Here is a 15976-nt window from a genome sequence, read left to right as displayed (position 1 = left end):
AAAATGAGTGTCATGAACGTACGCCGCCTCATACCCGCCACCGCCGTCGCCGGAGCCGTCGCGCTCGGCCTCGTCTCGCTCTCCGCCTGCTCCGGAACCTCCGGCGCCGCGGGCAAGAACAGCGACGGCAAGCTGGACGTGGTGGCGTCGTTCTACCCCATGCAGTACCTGGCCGAGCAGATAGGCGGCGACCACGTCGCCGTCACCACCCTCACCAAGCCGGGCGTCGAGCCGCACGACCTGGACCTCAAGCCGCGGCAGATCGGCGAGCTGGGCGAGGCCGGCTACATCCTCTACCTCAAGGGCGTGCAGCCCGCCGTCGACGACGCGATCAAGCAGGCCGGCGTCGAGCACACCGTCGACGCCGCCACCCTCACCGAGCTCGAGGCGCACGGCACCGCGGTCGGCCACGAGCACGGCGAGGAACACGGCGCCGAGGAGGGCCACGACCACGGCGAGGCCGGCACCGACCCGCACATCTGGCTCGACCCGGTGAAGTACGCCGAGGTCGCCAAGGGCGTCGGCGCCTCCCTGGAGAAGGCCGACCCGGCCAACGCCGCCGACTACCGGAAGAACACCGACGCGCTGGTGAAGAAGCTCGGTGATCTGGACACCGCCTTCGCGTCGGGCCTGCGGAACACGGCCACGAAGACCTTCATCACCACCCACTCCGCCTTCGGCTACCTCGCCGAGCGCTACGGCCTGGACCAGGAGGGCATCACCGGCATCGACCCCGAGTCGGAGCCGAGCCCCGCCCGCGTCAAGGAACTCCAGGACATCGCGAAGAAGGACAAGGTGTCCACCGTCTTCTTCGAGACCCTCGCCAGCGACAAGACCGCGAAGACCCTCGCGGGCGACACGGGGCTGAAGACCGACGTCCTCGACCCGCTGGAGGGAATCACCGACAAGTCCCGGGGCGATGACTACATCGAGGTCATGCAGTCCAACCTCGCCGCGCTGAAGAAGGCCCTCGGCGCCAAGTGACACCCACGCACGGCACGCAAGCATCGGAGGCACGCGTCATGGCCCTGGAACCCGTCATCTCCGTCCGCGGCGCCACGGCGGCCCTCGGCGCGCGCCCGGTGCTGCGCGGCGTCGACCTCACCGTGCACCGCGGCGAGGTCGTCGCCCTGCTCGGCGCCAACGGCTCCGGCAAGTCGACCGCCGTGCGCTCCGTCATCGGTCAGGTGCCGCTGACCGGCGGCACGATCTCCCTCTTCGGCACCGAGCAGAAGCGGTTCCGCGACTGGGCCCGCGTCGGCTACGTGCCGCAGCGCACCACCGCCGCCAGCGGCGTGCCCGCGACGATCCGCGAGGTCGTCGCCTCCGGCCGGCTCTCCCGCCGCGCCTTCGGCTGGCTGACCCGTGCCGACCGCGCCGCCGTCGACCGCGCCATCGCGCTGGTCGGCCTCACCGACCGGGCCGGGGACTCGGTGAGCGCCCTCTCCGGCGGCCAGCACCAGCGCGTCCTCATCGCCCGCGCGCTCGCCTCCGAGCCCGAGCTGCTGATCATGGACGAGCCCATGGCGGGAGTCGACCTGGCCAGCCAGGAGATCCTCGCCTCGACCCTGCGCGAGCAGGTCGCCGGCGGCACCTCCGTCCTGCTCGTCCTGCACGAACTGGGCCCGCTGGAGCCGCTGATCGACCGCGCCGTCGTCCTGCGCGACGGCTGCGTCGTCCACGACGGCCCGCCGCCGCAGGCCGTCGGACAGCACGCGCTGCCCGGCCACGACCACGTACATCCGCACGCGGCCGGCGAGCCGCTCCGCACGGGACTGCTGACCTGATCATGGACTTCCTCGAGCCTGCCTTCATGCAGCGAGCGCTCCTCGCGGCCGTACTCGTCGGCATCACCGGCCCCGCCGTCGGCATCTACCTCGTCCAGCGCCGCCAGGCCCTCATGGGCGACGGGATCGGCCACGTCGCCATGACCGGAGTCGGTCTCGGCTTCCTGCTGAACTCCAGCCCCATCTGGATGGCGACGCTGGTCGCCGTCGCCGGCTCGGTGGCGATGGAGCTCATCCGCGCGTACGGCAAGACCCGCGGCGACCTAGCGCTCGCGCTGCTCTTCTACGGCGGCATGGCCGGCGGCGTCCTGCTGATCAACCTCTCGGACACCGGCTCCAACGCCAACCTGAACTCGTACCTCTTCGGCTCCCTGTCGACGGTCTCCTCCGAGGACGTCACCGCGATCGCCGTGCTGGCCGCCTTCGTGGTCCTCGTCACGGTCGGGCTGCGCCGCCAGCTCTTCGCGGTCAGCCAGGACGAGGAGTTCGCCCGCGTAACCGGACTGCCGGTCCGGGCGATGAACCTGCTGATCGCGATCACCGCCGCGGTGACCGTGACGGTCGCGATGCGGGTGGTGGGCCTGCTGCTCGTCAGCGCCCTGATGGTGGTCCCGGTGGCCGCGGCCCAGCAGCTGTCCCGGTCCTTCCGGACGACCTTCGTGCTCGCGGTGCTGATCGGCACCGGCGTCACCCTGTCCGGGACGATCACCTCGTACTACCAGGACCTGCCGCCCGGCGCGACGATCGTGCTGCTCGCCATCGCCGTCTTCGTCGTGCTCACCGCGCTGGCCACCCCGCTGGCGAAGCGCCGGGCCCGGGCGGCGGAGGCGGCGGGTGCGGCGTCACCGGCGGCGGCGTGCGACGTGGCGGTTCCGGCCACACGGCGCGCGACCGACGATGCCACGCTCTAGCAGCCTGGCAGAATGGCGGGGGCAGACGACTCACAAGGAGGCCCCCGTGGCGACGGCAGGACCCCCCGTACGCGGGCGCTCGACGAAGCAGCGGGCCGCGGTGTCCGCGGCGCTCAACGAGGTGGACGAGTTCCGCAGCGCCCAGGAGCTGCACGACATGCTCAAGCACCGCGGCGACTCGGTCGGCCTGACCACGGTCTACCGCACGCTCCAGTCCCTCGCGGACGCGGGCGAGGTGGACGCGCTGCGCACGAGCGAGGGCGAGACCGTCTACCGCCGCTGCTCGTCGGGCGACCACCACCATCACCTGGTCTGCCGCGTATGCGGCAAGGCCGTCGAGGTCGAGGGCCCTGCGGTGGAGCAGTGGGCCGAGACGATCGCCTCGGAGCACGGCTTCGTGAACGTGGCGCACACGGTCGAGATCTTCGGGACGTGCGCGGAGTGCGCGGCCGAGTAGGACGTACGCGAAGGGGCCCGCACCGGACGATCCGGTGCGGGCCCCTTCGTCTGCCCGGTCGCCGCTACGCCTTGTCCAGTCCGGCGAGGTCCTCGGCCGAGACGCCGCCGAAGCGCCGGTCGCGGGAGGCGTACTCCACGCACGCGCGCCACAGGTCACGGCGGTCGAAGTCCGGCCACAGGACGTCCTGGAAGACCATCTCCGCGTAACTGCTCTGCCAGATGAGGTAGTTCGAGGTCCGCTGCTCGCCGCTGGGGCGCAGGAAGAGGTCCACGTCCGGCATGTCCGGGTAGTACAGGTACTTCTGGAAGGTCTTCTCGTTGACCTTGCCCGGGTCGAGCTTGCCGGCCGCCACGTCCCGCGCGATCGCCTGCGCCGCGTCCGCGACCTCGGCCCGGCCGCCGTAGTTCACGCAGAAGTACAGGGTCATGGCGTCGTTGCCCTTGGTCTGCTCCTGGGCGACCTGCAGCTCCTGGACCACCGACTTCCACATCTTCGGCATGCGGCCGACCCAGCGGATCCGGATGCCGAGCTCGTCCATCTCGTCGCGGCGGCGGCGGATGACGTCCCGGTTGAAGTTCATGAGGAAGCGGACCTCGTCCGGGGACCGCTTCCAGTTCTCCGTGGAGAAGGCGTAGAGGGAGAGGTTCTTGACGCCCATCTCCAGGCAGCCCTTGAGCACGTCCAGGACGACGCCCTCGCCGACCTTGTGGCCCTCGGTGCGCGGCAGGCCGCGCTCCTGCGCCCAGCGGCCGTTGCCGTCCATCACGCAGGCCACGTGGTTCGGCACCAGCTCGCCGGGGATCTTCGGCGGGCGCGCGCCGGACGGGTGCGGCTCGGGAACCTTGTACTCCCGCCGGTTCCGTCCGAGGATTCGTGCCATGGCCATGAGGTCAACTCTCCTAGCTTCGAGCGTCTAGCTCTTCTCTACGTACCGCAGCGAGCGCAGGCCGCGCTCCAGGTGCCAGTGCAGATAGGCGGACACCAGCCCGCTGCCCTCCCTGACGTGACGCGGCTCGCACGCGTCCGCCGTCGCCCAGTCGCCGGTGAGGAGCGCGCTGAGCAGGCCGATGGCCTCCGGAGAGGGTACGACGCTGCCGGGCACCCGGCAGTCGCCGCATATGACTCCGCCCGCCGCGACCGAGAAGAACCGGTTGGGACCGTGCATGCCGCACTTCGCGCAGTCCTCGAAGCTGGGCGCGTAGCCGTTGACGGCGAGCGAGCGGAGGAGGAAGGCGTCGAGGATGAGGTGCGGCGCGTGCTCGCCCCGCGCGAGCGTCCGCAGCCCGCCCACCAGCAGCAGGTACTGCTGGACGGCCGGCTCGCCCTCGTGGTCCGTGAACCGCTCCGCGGTCTCCAGCATCGCGGTGCCGGCCGTGTAGCGGGCGTAGTCGGTGACGATCCCGCTGCCGTACGCGGCGATGGTCTCGCTCTGCGTGCACAGGGGCAGCCCCCGGCCGACGAGTTCGCTGCCCCGCGCGAAGAACTGCACGTCCACGTGCGAGAAGGGTTCCAGCCGGGCACCGAACTTCGACTTGGTGCGCCGCACCCCGCGGGCCACGGCGCGTACGCGGCCGTGACCGCGCGTGAGGAGCGTGATGATGCGGTCCGCTTCGCCCAGCTTCTGGGTGCGCAGCACGATGCCGTCGTCGCGGAACAGACTCATGGGCCCATTCTCGCGTACGCGACGGGGCTCCCGTACGCGCCTTCGGCAGTGCATGCCCATGACGGCACCGGACTCCGCGAGCCGGGTGACCGGCAGGACGGTTCCCGGAGGATCACGGCACCTCGCCGCGGCTGCGCGCGTTCGCGAGCGCGGTGGCCGCGCTCAGCCGCTCGGCGGTGGTGGCGACCCGGACGCCCTCCGGGTCGCAGTCCCACTCGCGCCCGCCACCCAGGGGTCTCAGCTGGAGATACGGCCCCTCGTGCCCCATGACCGTGCCGACCTTCCCGGTGTGGATGTCGACGACGTACGACCCGATGGGCAGATGCATGGCCGGCTCTCTTCTCCCGGGGGCACGGCGGCCGACCGGCGCGCCGCGCCCTGCGTGCGATGTCCGCGTCCGACGAGCGGCCTCCCGGGGATCGGCGGCGGGGGCGGGGACGCCCCGCCGGGCGAGGGCGGAACAAGTCCCGCCCGCCCGATTCCGTCCCGCCGCGCCACCGCCATTTCCTTCCCCTCCCGTACGGTTCCCGTTTTCCGGCCGCTCCTGTTCTTCCTTCACCCACGCACCCCTTTCCGAATCCGATTCCAGCGTTCCACCACCTGGGTGGCGCCGGATCCGTACAATCTGCGGATTCGCGCGCTCCCCAAACCCCTTGCCGGACAGGGGAGTCGATCCATGGCCAAAGGTCGACGTCAGGGCGCCCGGAGAGCCCTCGGAAAAACACCGGAAGAACTCGGTGAGTCGGCCGTTCCCTCTCCGGATCCGGCCGGAAAGGCGAATGCGCGAAAGCCGCGGCGGACACGCGACCGGACAGGGCAGGCGATGCGAAAGCCGCGACCGAAGCAGGGGGCGGCGCTTCATCCGGGGTCGTGCAGCGCTCACGCTTTCGCATTCCGAACGGGCGTCCCGCGGACTCGCCACTGGCCCGCCGGGACTCGATCGAGCTTATGGACCCCATAAGCCTGCCTTATGGGGTCATAGACGGGGGGCGGGTACCGGTCCGCGGAGTCGATTATTTAGGGTGACCTAAGTGACGGCACTTCTCGCCGTCACGCCGCTTGCGAAGGGAACCCAGACATGCCCCGCCCTCTCCGGGTCGCGATCGTCGGCGCCGGCCCCGCCGGGATCTACGCCGCCGATGCGCTGCTGAAGTCCGAGGCCGCCGCCGAGCCGGGCGTGTCGATCGACATCTTCGAGCGGATGCCCGCTCCCTTCGGCCTCATCCGCTACGGCGTCGCCCCCGACCACCCGCGGATCAAGGGCATCATCACCGCCCTGCACCAGGTCCTCGACAAGCCGCAGGTGCGCCTCTTCGGCAACATCGACTACGGCACCGACGTCCACCTGGACGACCTGCGCGCCTTCTACGACGCCGTGGTCTTCTCCACGGGCGCCATGGCCGACCGTGAGCTCCGCATCCCGGGCGTCGAGCTGGACGGCTCCTTCGGTGCCGCCGACTTCGCCTCCTGGTACGACGGGCACCCGGACGTGCCGCGCACCTGGCCCCTGGAGGCCGAGAAGGTCGCGGTGCTCGGTGTCGGCAACGTGGCCCTCGACATCGCCCGCATCCTCGCGAAGACCGCCGAGGAGCTGCTGCCGACGGAGATCCCGCCGAACGTCCACGAGGGCCTGAAGGCGAACAAGGCGCTGGAGGTCCACGTCTTCGGCCGCCGCGGCCCGGCGCAGGCGAAGTTCAGCCCGATGGAGCTGCGCGAGCTGGACCACTCCCCCAACATCGAGGTCATCGTCAACCCCGAGGACATCGACTACGACGAGGGCTCGATCGCCGAGCGCCGCAAGAACAAGCAGACCGACATGGTCGCCAAGACCCTGGAGAACTGGGCGATCCGCGACGCCGGCGACCGCCCGCACAAGCTGTTCCTGCACTTCTTCGAGTCCCCGGTGGAGATCCTCGGCGAGGACGGCAAGGTCGTCGGCCTGCGCACCGAGCGCACGGAACTCGACGGCACCGGCAACGTCAAGGGCACCGGCGCGACCACCGACTGGGACGTCCAGGCCGTGTACCGCGCGGTCGGCTACCTCTCCGACGAGCTGCCCAAGCTGCCCTGGGACACCGCCTCCGGCACCGTTCCGGACGAGGGCGGCCGGGTCGTCGAGGAGAGCGGCGCGCACATGGCGTCGACCTACGTCACCGGCTGGATCCGCCGCGGTCCCGTCGGCCTCATCGGCCACACCAAGGGCGACGCCAACGAGACGGTCGCGAACCTGCTCGACGACTTCGCCAACGGCCGGCTCCTCACGCCGGAGAGCCCGGAGACGGACGCGGTCGTCGCCTTCCTGGAGGGCAAGGGCCTCACGTACACCACGTGGGAGGGCTGGTACGCCCTGGACGCCGCCGAGAAGGCGCTCGGCGCGGCCGAGGGCCGTGAGCGCGTGAAGATCGTCGAGCGCGAGGACATGCTCCGCGCCAGCGACGCCGTCACCCCCCGGTAGCACCCGCCCGGACCAGGCCCGACTCGTAGGCGATGATGACGAGTTGGGCCCGGTCCCGGGCCGCGAGCTTGCCCATGATGCGGCTGACATGGGTCTTCGCGGTGAGCGGGCTCAGGCCGAGCGCCTCCGCGATCTCGGCGTTGTTCAGCCCCCGGGCGACCAGCGCGAGCACCTGGCGCTCCCGCTCGGACAGTTCGTCCGGGCCGCCCGCCGACCGAGCCGCGGGAGCCTCCGGGGCCGCCAGGACCCGGGCGATCAGCCGGGCCGTCGGCCCCGGCGAGAGCAGCGCCTCCCCGGCCGCCACCGTGCGGATCGCGTCGAGCAGCTCCGCCGGGCGGATGTCCTTCACCACGAAGCCCGACGCCCCCGCCCGCAGCGCCTCCACCACGTGCTCGTCCGTGTCGTACGTCGTCAGCACCAGGACCCGCACCCCGGCCAGATCCTCGTCGGCGGCGATCAGCCGGGTCGCGCCGATCCCGTCGAGTTCGGGCATGCGGACGTCCATGACGACCAGGTCCGCCCGGGCCGAACGGGCCAGCTCCACGGCCTCCCGGCCGGTCCCGGCCTGACCGACGACCTCCATGTCGGGCGCCGAGTCGACGAGCATGGCGAACGAGGCCCGCACCAGCGTCTGATCGTCCGCGAGCAGCACCCTGATCGCGCTCATGCCAGGACCTCCCGCCCCTGCAGCGGCAGGGCCGCCGCCACCTCGAAGCCCCCGGACGCGCGCGGGCCCGCACTCAGTGTGCCGCCCACGCTCCGGGCCCGCTCCCGCATCCCGAGGATTCCGTAGCCGGACCCGCCCGCGGCGCCGGACGCCGTGCCGTCGTCCGTGACCCGCACGGTCAGCACCTCGTCCGCCAGGCCGACGTCGACCCGCACGACCGCGTCCGGTCCCCCGTGCCGGACGGCGTTGGTCAGGGACTCCTGCACGATCCGGTAGGCGGCGGCCCCGACCGCCGCCGGCACCCGGGCCGGCCCCGTCCGCACCGTCAGCGCCGCGCCCGAGGCCCGGGCGAGATCGGGCAGACCGGCCAGGTCCGGCAGCGGCCCCTCCGGCGCAGCCCGCAGCACGTCCAGCGTCGTACGCACCTCGGTCCGCGCCTCCCGGCAGGTCTGCGCGATGCCGTCGAGGGCCTTCGCCAGTGCCTCCCGGTCCAGCCGGTCCGGATCGGCGACCAGGACGTGCGCGGCGACGGAGGTCTGGACGCCGATGAGGGTGATCGAGTGGGCGAGCAGATCGTGCAGGTCGCGCGCGATCCGCAGCCGCTCCTCGACGACCCTCCGCTCCCCCTCGCGGGCGGCCTTCTCCACGACGCTCTGCACCAGCTGCCGGTAGAGCCGGACGCTGGCGCCGAAGACGAGCATCGCGGTCACCCAGCCGGAGACCCGCAGCAGTTCCACCACCTCGTGCGGATTGACGAGGACCTGGATGGTGAGGGTGACGCCGACGACCAGGGCGCCGACAAGCAGCGTGCGGCGTGGCCGGCCGGTGGAGGCGACCGTGTAGAGCGCGGTCATCGAGGCGGGGATCGGCGCCAGGTGCATGTAGTCGAGCGCGTGGTAGGGCGCGACCACGGCGACCACCCCGATCAGCACCGGCAGGGGGGCGCGCCGCCGCCAGGCCAGCGGCACGTGGGCGGCGAGCAGCAGCGCCCAGCCGAGCGCGTCGGGGCGTCGGCCGTCGTCCACGGCGACCGCCAGCACGGCGGCGACGACGGCGAAGCAGGCGGCGGCCGTCGCGTCGCACCGCACCGGGTACGGGGCGGCCTGCGGGTCACGGGTGAAGGCGGCTGCGAAGTCCACGGGGTTCATCCTCCCGGGCGGGCAGGCGCTCCGGGAGCCCCCGCCCGCCCGTGGTCGGTGTCAGACGCCGGCGGGCGTCCGTTCGGCCGGCGTCGCGGGCACGGCGGCCGGACGGCGGGCGAGCGGTCCGGGCCACCACACCTTCCGGCCGAGCAGCACGCTCGCGCTGGTGACGAGGTAGGTGCGGACGAGGAAGGTGTCGAGCAGCACGCCGACCGCGATCACGAAGCCGAGTTCGGCCAGCTGCACCAGGGGCATGTTGACCAGCACCGCGAAGGTGGCGGCGAGCACGAGGCCGGCGGAGGCGATCACGCCGCCGGTGGTGCGCAGCGCGGTCAGCGCCGCCGCGCCGGGCTCCGCCCCGTCCAGGCACTCCTCGCGCATCCGGTGCATCACGAAGATGCCGTAGTCGACGCCGAGGGCGACGAGGAAGACGAAGGAGAGGAGGGGCAGTCCGGGATCGGTGCCCTCGAAGCCGAAGAGGGGTTCGAAGAGCAGGCCGCCGATGCCGAGTGACGCGCCCCAGACGGCGACGACCGCGCCGACCAGGAGCAGCGGGGCGATCAGGCTGCGCAGCAGGACGACCAGGATGAGCAGGACCGCGACGAGGACGAGCGGCACGATCACCATGCTGTCGCTGCGGCTGGTCTCGGTGAGGTCCAGCTGTTCGGCGCTGGGCCCGCCGACGTACACGCCCTCGCCGAGCCCGGCGCGCAGTTCCTTGATGGTGGCCGTCTCGGCGGCGGACTGGGGCGGGTGGTCGGCGAGTACGGAGATCTCGGTCCAGCCCGCGCCGCTGCGGCCGGGCTCGGCGCTCTCGACCCCGTCGGTGGCCCGGGCGGCCTCCAGCGCCCGGGCCGCGCCGGTGGTCGGGGCGATGACGGTGATCGGCTGGGTGCCCGCCTCCGGGTAGGCGGCGGCCAGCGTCTTCATCGCGGCGACGGCCTCGGGGGTGGAGGTGAACGAGTCCTCCTGCTTCAGCGCGCCGGGCAGGGCGAGGGTGCCGAGGGCGAGGGCGGCGAGCGCGGCGGCCCCGGTCAGCAGCACGGCGACGGGGCGGCGGCCCGCGGAGCCGCCGACGGCCGCGAAGAAGGAACGGCGCCCGGTCTTCGGCGCACTGCCGTGGGCCGGGATCAGCGGCCAGAAGACCCGCCGGCCGAGGACGACGAGGAGCGCCGGGAGCAGGGTCGTCATGGCGACCAGGGCGCACAGCACCCCGACGGCGGCCGTCGGGCCCATGCCCCGGCTGCTGTTGAGGTCGGCGGCGAGCAGGCAGAGCAGGCCGGCGGCGACGGTGCCGGAGGAGGCGAGCACGGCGGGACCGCAGCCGCGCAGGGCGGTGAGCATCGCGTCGTAGGGGCGTGGCGTGCGGCGCAGCTCCTCGCGGTAGCGCGAGACGAGGAGCAGGGCGTAGTCGGTGCCGGCGCCGAAGACGAGGATCGTCATGACGCCGGTGCTCTGGCCGGAGACGCTGATGTCGAAGCCCTGGTGGAGGGCGTAGGTCACGGCCATGGAGAGGAAGTCGGCGGCGCCGGCGACGAGCAGGGGCACGAGCCAGAGGAACGGGCTGCGGTAGATGACGATCAGCAGGATCGCGACGACGGCGACGGTCGTGTAGAGGAGCGGTCCGTCCAGGGACTCGTAGACCTCCCCGGCGTCGGTGGCAAGGGCGCCCGGGCCGCCGACCTGTCCGCTGACGTCGGCGCGGATGTCCTGGACGAGGGCGTCCCTGGCCTTCTCGTCCGTCCCCGGCTCGGTGCTGGAGACGGCGTAGAGGAGGGTGGTCCCGTCCTTCGAGGGCACGGGCCGCGGCGGCGAGGTGAGGCGGTGCTCGGCGGCGACCCGGGCGACCTCGCGGGCGGCGGTGTCGCGGTCGCCGGGGGTGAGTCCGCCGTCGCGGTGGTACACGAGGACGAGGTCCGTGGAGTCGCCGCCGGGGAGCAGTTCCCCCAGGGTGGCGACCTGGGTGGAGTCGGCGCTCGCGGGCAGGTAGTCGACGGCCCGGTCGCGTTGCACGGCGCCGAGTTCGCCGGCGAAGGGCGCGGCGATCGCGAGCACGATCACCCACAGCGCGAGCATCCCCCAGGGGATGGCGCGCCGTCCGCGCCGCTCGCTGATGGTCCTGTTCGGGGCCCCCATCTCGGGCCTCCCTCCGGCACGGTCGTCTGGGTCGTTCCCAGACTCCCGCCGGTGCGGGCCGCTTTCGTCGGCCCGGGGAGCGAGACGCGGTGTACTGCCGGGGGCGGTGCCGGGCCGGCGTTACTCCCCCGGGAGTACGCGCCGGGAGCGTCCAGGCCCTTAGGACCTGTCTTCAGAGTCCCTCCCCCTGGGCTTCGCCCGGGAGGTGCCCCCAGCTCGCGGCGCCCGGCACCGCACTCCCCCGTGGCCCTTCGGGCACGGGAGGTGCCCCCACGCTGCGTTGTCGAAGCGCCCGAGTACGCCCGGTACGCGGACGCCCCTCCGCCTTGCGATGCACGGCACCGGACACCGCGAGCCCTACCGGCGCTACTTTGAAGACAGGCCGACAGGCCCTAGAGCAGCGTCCTGGCGGTGGCGAGCAGCCGGGCGGTGTCGTCGGCACACAGTGCCAGCGCGTTGCCGACGGTGCTCAGGACGTCCCGCTCCGCCGGGCTGTACGCGCCGTCCGCCAGCGCGATCCGGGCTCCCTGGAGCAGGATCGACTCGCGCCCGGAGGCGGCCAGGTGCGGGGAGAGCGGCTCCAGGGCCTCGTGGAGTTCGATGGCCAGGGCGGCGCCCCCGCCGCCCACGTCCGGCAGGAAGCGGCCGGTGTCGGCGGCCAGGGCCTCGACCAGGTCGGTGAGCTGGGTGCCGGTGCACTCGGCGAACCCGGCCGCGCGCACCGCCGCGACCGCGGTGTCCACGGCCGTGCGGGAGGAGGCGCCGCCCGCGGCGAGCACGGCGAGGGCGACGGTGTGCACGGCGTCCCGCAGCATCGCGGAGAAGCGGCTCGTCGTCGGGTGGTCGAGCACTTCCGTACCGAAGTGGGTCTGGCACGCGGTGCACTCGACGACCGGTCCGGCCTGGCCGCGCGGCAGCACCGGGACGCCCAGCACGGCGAAACGACGACGGCCGGTCCGGCGGCGGTAGTTGCGGTCGCCACCGCACTCCTCGCAGAAGAACTCGCCGTCCCCGACGGTGTTCCAGGAGGTACGAATGCCGCAGACGCCCACTTTTCTCCCGCGTGATCCTCGGGCAGCTCGCACGTCGCACCTCCTCCACGGTCCGGCAGCACTGCCGGCGTTGGCGTGATGTTAGCCACATCCATGATGTGGCGTCAGCACCTCGTCAGCAGAACGCAACCGACATGGCCGAGACACGACACCTGCGGATCACCCGCCGGGCGTGCTCCGTGGCACGTCAGGAGGTGCGGGCGCGGCGGCGGTGCGCCGCGTACGCGACGAGGCCGCCGCCGATCAGGAAGGCTGCCCCCACGACGCCCGCCACACCCGGCCCGGACGCCGGCCCGGTGGTAGCCCTCAGGGGTGGGCCCGGGCCGGCGGCCGGTGCCGTCGTGGGACCGGATCTGGCGGAAAGCCGCGCCGCCGGACAGGGGCCTGGTCGTCCCGCACGCAGCGGTCCGCGGTCTCGTCCCGGAGGTTCACCCCGCGGGGGTGGGGGTGGCGGCCCGGGCGACGGAGCCGCCGAGCACGACCTGAAAGGGTGACGCGGGTGACGTACGGCGGCGGCCCCGCACTCCCGGAGGAGTGCGGGGCCGCCGGTACGGAGCGTCAGCGCGCGGCGCGGTTGACCGCCGAGATGACGGCCTTCAGCGAGGCGCGGGTCGTGTTGGCGTCGATGCCGATGCCCCACAGGACCTTGCCGTCGATGGCACACTCGATGTACGAGGCGGCCTGCGCGGACGCGCCCTCGCTCATCGTGTGCTCCTGGTAGTCCAGCAGTCGGGCGTCCACGCCGATCGCCTGCAGGGCGGCGAAGAAGGCCGAGATCGGGCCGTTGCCGGAGCCCGTCAGGACGGTGTCGGCCCCGTCGACGACCGCCTCGACGGTCAGGGTGTCGGTGCCGTCCGTGTCCGAGGTGGTCTGGCCGGAGCGCAGCTGGATCCGGCCCCAGCGCTGGGCGGCGCTGTCCGTGCTCGGCAGGTACTCGTCCTGGAAGACCGACCAGATCGCGGCCGGGGTGACCTCGCCGCCCTCGGAGTCCGTCTTCTGCTGGATGATCTTCGAGAACTCGATCTGCATCCGGCGCGGCAGGTCCAGCTTGTGTTCGTTCTTCAGGACGTACGCGATACCGCCCTTGCCGGACTGCGAGTTGACCCGGATCACGGCCTCGTAGGAACGGCCGACGTCCTTCGGGTCGATGGGCAGGTACGGCACCGCCCACTCGATCTCGTCCACGGTCTTGCCGGCGGCGGCCGCGTCGGCCTCCATGGCGTCGAAGCCCTTCTTGATGGCGTCCTGGTGGGAGCCGGAGAAGGCGGTGTAGACCAGGTCGCCCGCGTAGGGGTGGCGCGGGTGGACCTCCATCTGGTTGCAGTACTCGGAGGTGCGACGGATCTCGTCGATCTGCGAGAAGTCGATCTGCGGGTCGACGCCCTGCGAGAACAGGTTCATGCCCAGGGTCACCAGGTCGACGTTGCCGGTGCGCTCACCCTGGCCGAACAGGCAGCCCTCGATGCGGTCGGCGCCGGCCATGATGGCCAGCTCGGCCGCCGCCACCGCGGTGCCGCGGTCGTTGTGCGGGTGGACGGACAGGCAGACGTACGGGCGACGGGTCAGGTTCCGGGACATCCACTCGAACCGGTCCGCGTGCGTGGACGGCGTCGAACGCTCCACGGTGGCGGGCAGGTTCAGGATGATCTCGCGGCCCTCCTCGGGCTGCCAGACGTCACAGACCGCCTCGCAGACCTCCAGGGCGAAGTCCAGCTCGGTGTCGGTGAAGATCTCGGGGCTGTACTGGTAGCCGAAGACCGTGTCGTCGCCCAGCAGCTTGTCGGCGTACTCCATGACCAGCCGCGTGCCGTCGACGGCGATCTGCTTGATGTCCTCCTTCGAGCCGCGGAAGACGACCCGGCGGAAGGTGGGCGCGGTGGCGTTGTACAGGTGCACGGTGGCGCGCTTGGCGCCGACCAGGGACTCCACGGTCCGCTCGATCAGGTCCTCGCGGGCCTGGGTCAGGACGGAGATGGTGACGTCGTCCGGGATCGCGCCCTCTTCGATGATCGACCGTACGAAGTTGAAGTCGGTGTCGCCGGAGGACGGGAAGCCGACCTCGATCTCCTTGTAGCCCATGCGCACCAGCAGGTCGAACATCTCGCGCTTGCGGGCGGGCGACATCGGGTCGATCAGCGCCTGGTTGCCGTCGCGCAGATCCGTGGACAGCCAGCGGGGGGCCTTGGTGATCCGCTGCTCGGGCCAGGTGCGGTCGGGGATGTGAACGGCCTCGTAGCGGCCGTACTTGTGGATCGGCATCCCGGACGGCTTCTGCATCTGGGTGGCGTTCGTGATGGGCGTGGGGCGGCCGACAGGCTGGGACATCGCGTAGGGCTCCTCGGGTCCAACGGGAGGGACGGCCGACTGTCGAACGCAACACCAGGTCCCGCGGGGAGGGGGTCGGCCTACGACTACAGGCCCTCGCCGCGGCAGCTAAGGAGAAGCAGCCCGAAACGCATGATGTGCCGCAGCCTAGCTCAGGGACGGTGGATCCGGACGTCCCGTTCCAGTATGCGGGACGGCCGGCGCGTCAAGGACGAAGAGTGACGGATCACTCCATTTCGCGGATCATGGTCGCCGCTAGTGACAGCGGCGTGACTCAGTGCCACATTTTCGGCATGACCTCCCACGCGTGCCGTCACGCCCACCACCCCGTCTTCTGCACGATCGTGCCCCCGCACCTCCTGGAGCACCTGGCCCGGTCCGGGAACCCGGCGGTCGCGGCGGCCGCCCGGCGGACCCTCGTCGCCGACGCGGCGGCCCGCACGGCCCGCGTGCTGCCGCCCGCCGCCACCGCGACGGGCCCGGGACCCACGGAGCCCGCCCGCCCCCGGCGCACCGTGTACGACGCGGGACACGGCACCGACCTGCCGGGCACCGAGGTCCGGGCCGAGGGGCAGGAGGCGACCGCCGACGCCACCGTGAACCGGGCCTACGCCGGGCTCGGCGCCACCTTCGACCTCTTCCTGAAGGGCTTCGGCCGCGACTCGATCGACGGCGCGGGCCTCCCGCTCCTCGCGACCGTCCACTACGACCGGAACTACGGCAACGCCTTCTGGAACGGCGAGCAGATGGTGTTCGGGGACGGCGACGACGAGATCTTCCTGGACTTCACCCTCCCGGTCGACGTCATCGGCCACGAGCTGGCCCACGGCTTCACGCAGTACACCGCGAACCTGGAGTACTTCAGCCAGTCCGGCGCGCTCAACGAGTCCGTCTCGGACGTCTTCGGCTCGCTGGTGAAGCAGTACACGCTGGGCCACAGCGCCGGGGAGGCCGACTGGCTGATCGGCGAGGGACTGTTCCACCCGAACGTCGAGGGGACGGCGCTGCGCTCGATGAAGGCGCCGGGCACGGCCTACGACGACGACGTCCTCGGCAAGGACCCGCAGCCGGGGCACATGGACGACTACGTCCGCACCAGCCGCGACAACGGCGGGGTGCACATCAACTCCGGCATCCCCAACCACGCCTTCTACCTGGTCGCGACCGAGCTGGGCGGCAGGGCCTGGGAGCGGGCCGGGCAGATCTGGTACGACGTGATGACCGGCGGCGGCCTCACCCCCGAGACCCGCTTCGCCGAGTTCGCCGCCGCGACGGTGACCGCGGCGCGGGCGCGGTACGGCGACGGGGAGGAGATCCAGGCCGTGCTGAAGGCCTGGTCGGCCGTCGGTGTCCCGACGGACTGAGCCGCCGGCTGGTA

14 protein-coding genes are annotated in these 15976 nt (G+C 72.2%); 6 read left to right on the top strand and 8 right to left on the bottom strand.

The window, feature by feature from the left end; all coding sequences use genetic code 11:
• The first annotated feature begins 12 nt into the window (after positions 1-12).
• Genes ACE1OA_RS23360 through ACE1OA_RS23345 form a run of 4 tightly spaced genes read left to right on the top strand, consistent with a single transcriptional unit; the run spans position 13 to position 3155 of the window.
• Positions 13-984: a metal ABC transporter substrate-binding protein gene (locus ACE1OA_RS23360; RefSeq protein WP_386545505.1), complete on the top strand. Its 972-nt coding sequence runs from the start codon at positions 13-15 to the stop codon at positions 982-984.
• A 38-nt stretch (positions 985-1022) separates the two neighbouring features.
• On the top strand, positions 1023-1787 hold the full coding sequence (locus ACE1OA_RS23355; protein ID WP_356598613.1) for a metal ABC transporter ATP-binding protein: 765 nt from the start codon (positions 1023-1025) through the stop codon (positions 1785-1787).
• Positions 1788-1789: 2 nt separating this feature from the next.
• Positions 1790-2698 carry a metal ABC transporter permease gene (locus ACE1OA_RS23350; protein ID WP_386545501.1) on the top strand — a complete coding sequence of 303 codons (909 nt, stop codon included), beginning with the start codon at positions 1790-1792 and terminating at the stop codon, positions 2696-2698.
• Positions 2699-2744: 46 nt separating this feature from the next.
• Positions 2745-3155 (top strand): Fur family transcriptional regulator, encoded by a 411-nt coding sequence (locus ACE1OA_RS23345; protein ID WP_356598615.1) that lies wholly within the window; start codon positions 2745-2747, stop codon positions 3153-3155.
• 64 nt (positions 3156-3219) lie between these two features.
• On the opposite strand, the gene ACE1OA_RS23340 is transcribed toward ACE1OA_RS23345, so the two are convergent.
• The 3 genes from ACE1OA_RS23340 to ACE1OA_RS23330 form a co-directional block, all read right to left on the bottom strand.
• Positions 3220-4044, bottom strand: coding sequence for an isoprenyl transferase (locus ACE1OA_RS23340; RefSeq protein WP_356598617.1), 825 nt, complete (start codon positions 4042-4044; stop codon positions 3220-3222).
• A gap of 27 nt (positions 4045-4071) precedes the next feature.
• Entirely contained in the window at positions 4072-4821 is a 750-nt protein-coding gene (gene recO / locus ACE1OA_RS23335; RefSeq protein ID WP_147977933.1) for a DNA repair protein RecO, read from the bottom strand.
• Positions 4822-4933: 112 nt separating this feature from the next.
• On the bottom strand, positions 4934-5149 hold the full coding sequence (locus ACE1OA_RS23330; RefSeq protein WP_356598619.1) for a hypothetical protein: 216 nt from the start codon (positions 5147-5149) through the stop codon (positions 4934-4936).
• Positions 5150-5899: 750 nt separating this feature from the next.
• Between ACE1OA_RS23330 and ACE1OA_RS23325 the strand changes: the two genes are divergently transcribed.
• The gene (locus ACE1OA_RS23325; RefSeq protein ID WP_356598621.1) at positions 5900-7276 is read left to right on the top strand and encodes an FAD-dependent oxidoreductase; all 1377 of its coding nucleotides are present in this window, start codon (positions 5900-5902) and stop codon (positions 7274-7276) included.
• Here ACE1OA_RS23325 and ACE1OA_RS23320 read toward each other — a convergent pair.
• The 5 genes from ACE1OA_RS23320 to leuA form a co-directional block, all read right to left on the bottom strand.
• A complete protein-coding gene (locus ACE1OA_RS23320; protein ID WP_356598623.1) occupies positions 7263-7943 on the bottom strand; it encodes a response regulator transcription factor in 681 nt (226 codons plus the stop codon). The genes ACE1OA_RS23325 and ACE1OA_RS23320 overlap by 14 nt on opposite strands.
• On the bottom strand, positions 7940-9091 hold the full coding sequence (locus ACE1OA_RS23315) for a sensor histidine kinase (protein ID WP_432753310.1): 1152 nt from the start codon (positions 9089-9091) through the stop codon (positions 7940-7942). The genes ACE1OA_RS23320 and ACE1OA_RS23315 overlap by 4 nt, the downstream gene beginning before the upstream one ends.
• A gap of 51 nt (positions 9092-9142) precedes the next feature.
• Complete coding sequence (locus ACE1OA_RS23310; RefSeq protein ID WP_432753309.1) at positions 9143-11221, bottom strand: MMPL family transporter; 2079 nt, start codon at positions 11219-11221, stop codon at positions 9143-9145.
• 392 nt (positions 11222-11613) lie between these two features.
• On the bottom strand, positions 11614-12306 hold the full coding sequence (locus tag ACE1OA_RS23305; RefSeq protein ID WP_356598629.1) for a TerB family tellurite resistance protein: 693 nt from the start codon (positions 12304-12306) through the stop codon (positions 11614-11616).
• 525 nt (positions 12307-12831) lie between these two features.
• Complete coding sequence (leuA, locus tag ACE1OA_RS23300) at positions 12832-14598, bottom strand: 2-isopropylmalate synthase (RefSeq protein ID WP_384867336.1); 1767 nt, start codon at positions 14596-14598, stop codon at positions 12832-12834.
• 293 nt (positions 14599-14891) lie between these two features.
• Here leuA and ACE1OA_RS23295 point away from each other — a divergent pair, with 293 nt between their 5' ends.
• On the top strand, positions 14892-15962 hold the full coding sequence (locus ACE1OA_RS23295; protein WP_356598633.1) for a M4 family metallopeptidase: 1071 nt from the start codon (positions 14892-14894) through the stop codon (positions 15960-15962).
• Positions 15963-15976: the final 14 nt, after the last annotated feature.

This window comes from Streptomyces sp. JL2001 (genome assembly GCF_050917515.1).
GTDB lineage: Bacteria > Actinomycetota > Actinomycetes > Streptomycetales > Streptomycetaceae > Streptomyces.
Note: the sequence above shows the minus strand (reverse complement) of the source record. Positions and strands in the feature narration are given on the sequence as shown.

Bases quoted from the DNA above. Each gene is read 5' to 3' on its own strand.
- ACE1OA_RS23350 (WP_386545501.1), top strand. From the start codon at position 1,790: ATGGACTTCCTCGAGCCTGCCTTCATGCAGCGAGCGCTCCTCGCGGCC.
- ACE1OA_RS23355 (WP_356598613.1), top strand. From the start codon at position 1,023: ATGGCCCTGGAACCCGTCATCTCCGTCCGCGGCGCCACGGCGGCCCTC.
- recO (WP_147977933.1), bottom strand. From the start codon at position 4,821: ATGAGTCTGTTCCGCGACGACGGCATCGTGCTGCGCACCCAGAAGCTG.
- ACE1OA_RS23315 (WP_432753310.1), bottom strand. From the start codon at position 9,091: ATGAACCCCGTGGACTTCGCAGCCGCCTTCACCCGTGACCCGCAGGCC.
- ACE1OA_RS23360 (WP_386545505.1), top strand. From the start codon at position 13: ATGAACGTACGCCGCCTCATACCCGCCACCGCCGTCGCCGGAGCCGTC.
- ACE1OA_RS23295 (WP_356598633.1), top strand. From the start codon at position 14,892: ATGACCTCCCACGCGTGCCGTCACGCCCACCACCCCGTCTTCTGCACG.
- ACE1OA_RS23340 (WP_356598617.1), bottom strand. From the start codon at position 4,044: ATGGCCATGGCACGAATCCTCGGACGGAACCGGCGGGAGTACAAGGTT.
- ACE1OA_RS23310 (WP_432753309.1), bottom strand. From the start codon at position 11,221: ATGGGGGCCCCGAACAGGACCATCAGCGAGCGGCGCGGACGGCGCGCC.
- ACE1OA_RS23330 (WP_356598619.1), bottom strand. From the start codon at position 5,149: ATGCATCTGCCCATCGGGTCGTACGTCGTCGACATCCACACCGGGAAG.
- ACE1OA_RS23320 (WP_356598623.1), bottom strand. From the start codon at position 7,943: ATGAGCGCGATCAGGGTGCTGCTCGCGGACGATCAGACGCTGGTGCGG.
- leuA (WP_384867336.1), bottom strand. From the start codon at position 14,598: ATGTCCCAGCCTGTCGGCCGCCCCACGCCCATCACGAACGCCACCCAG.
- ACE1OA_RS23325 (WP_356598621.1), top strand. From the start codon at position 5,900: ATGCCCCGCCCTCTCCGGGTCGCGATCGTCGGCGCCGGCCCCGCCGGG.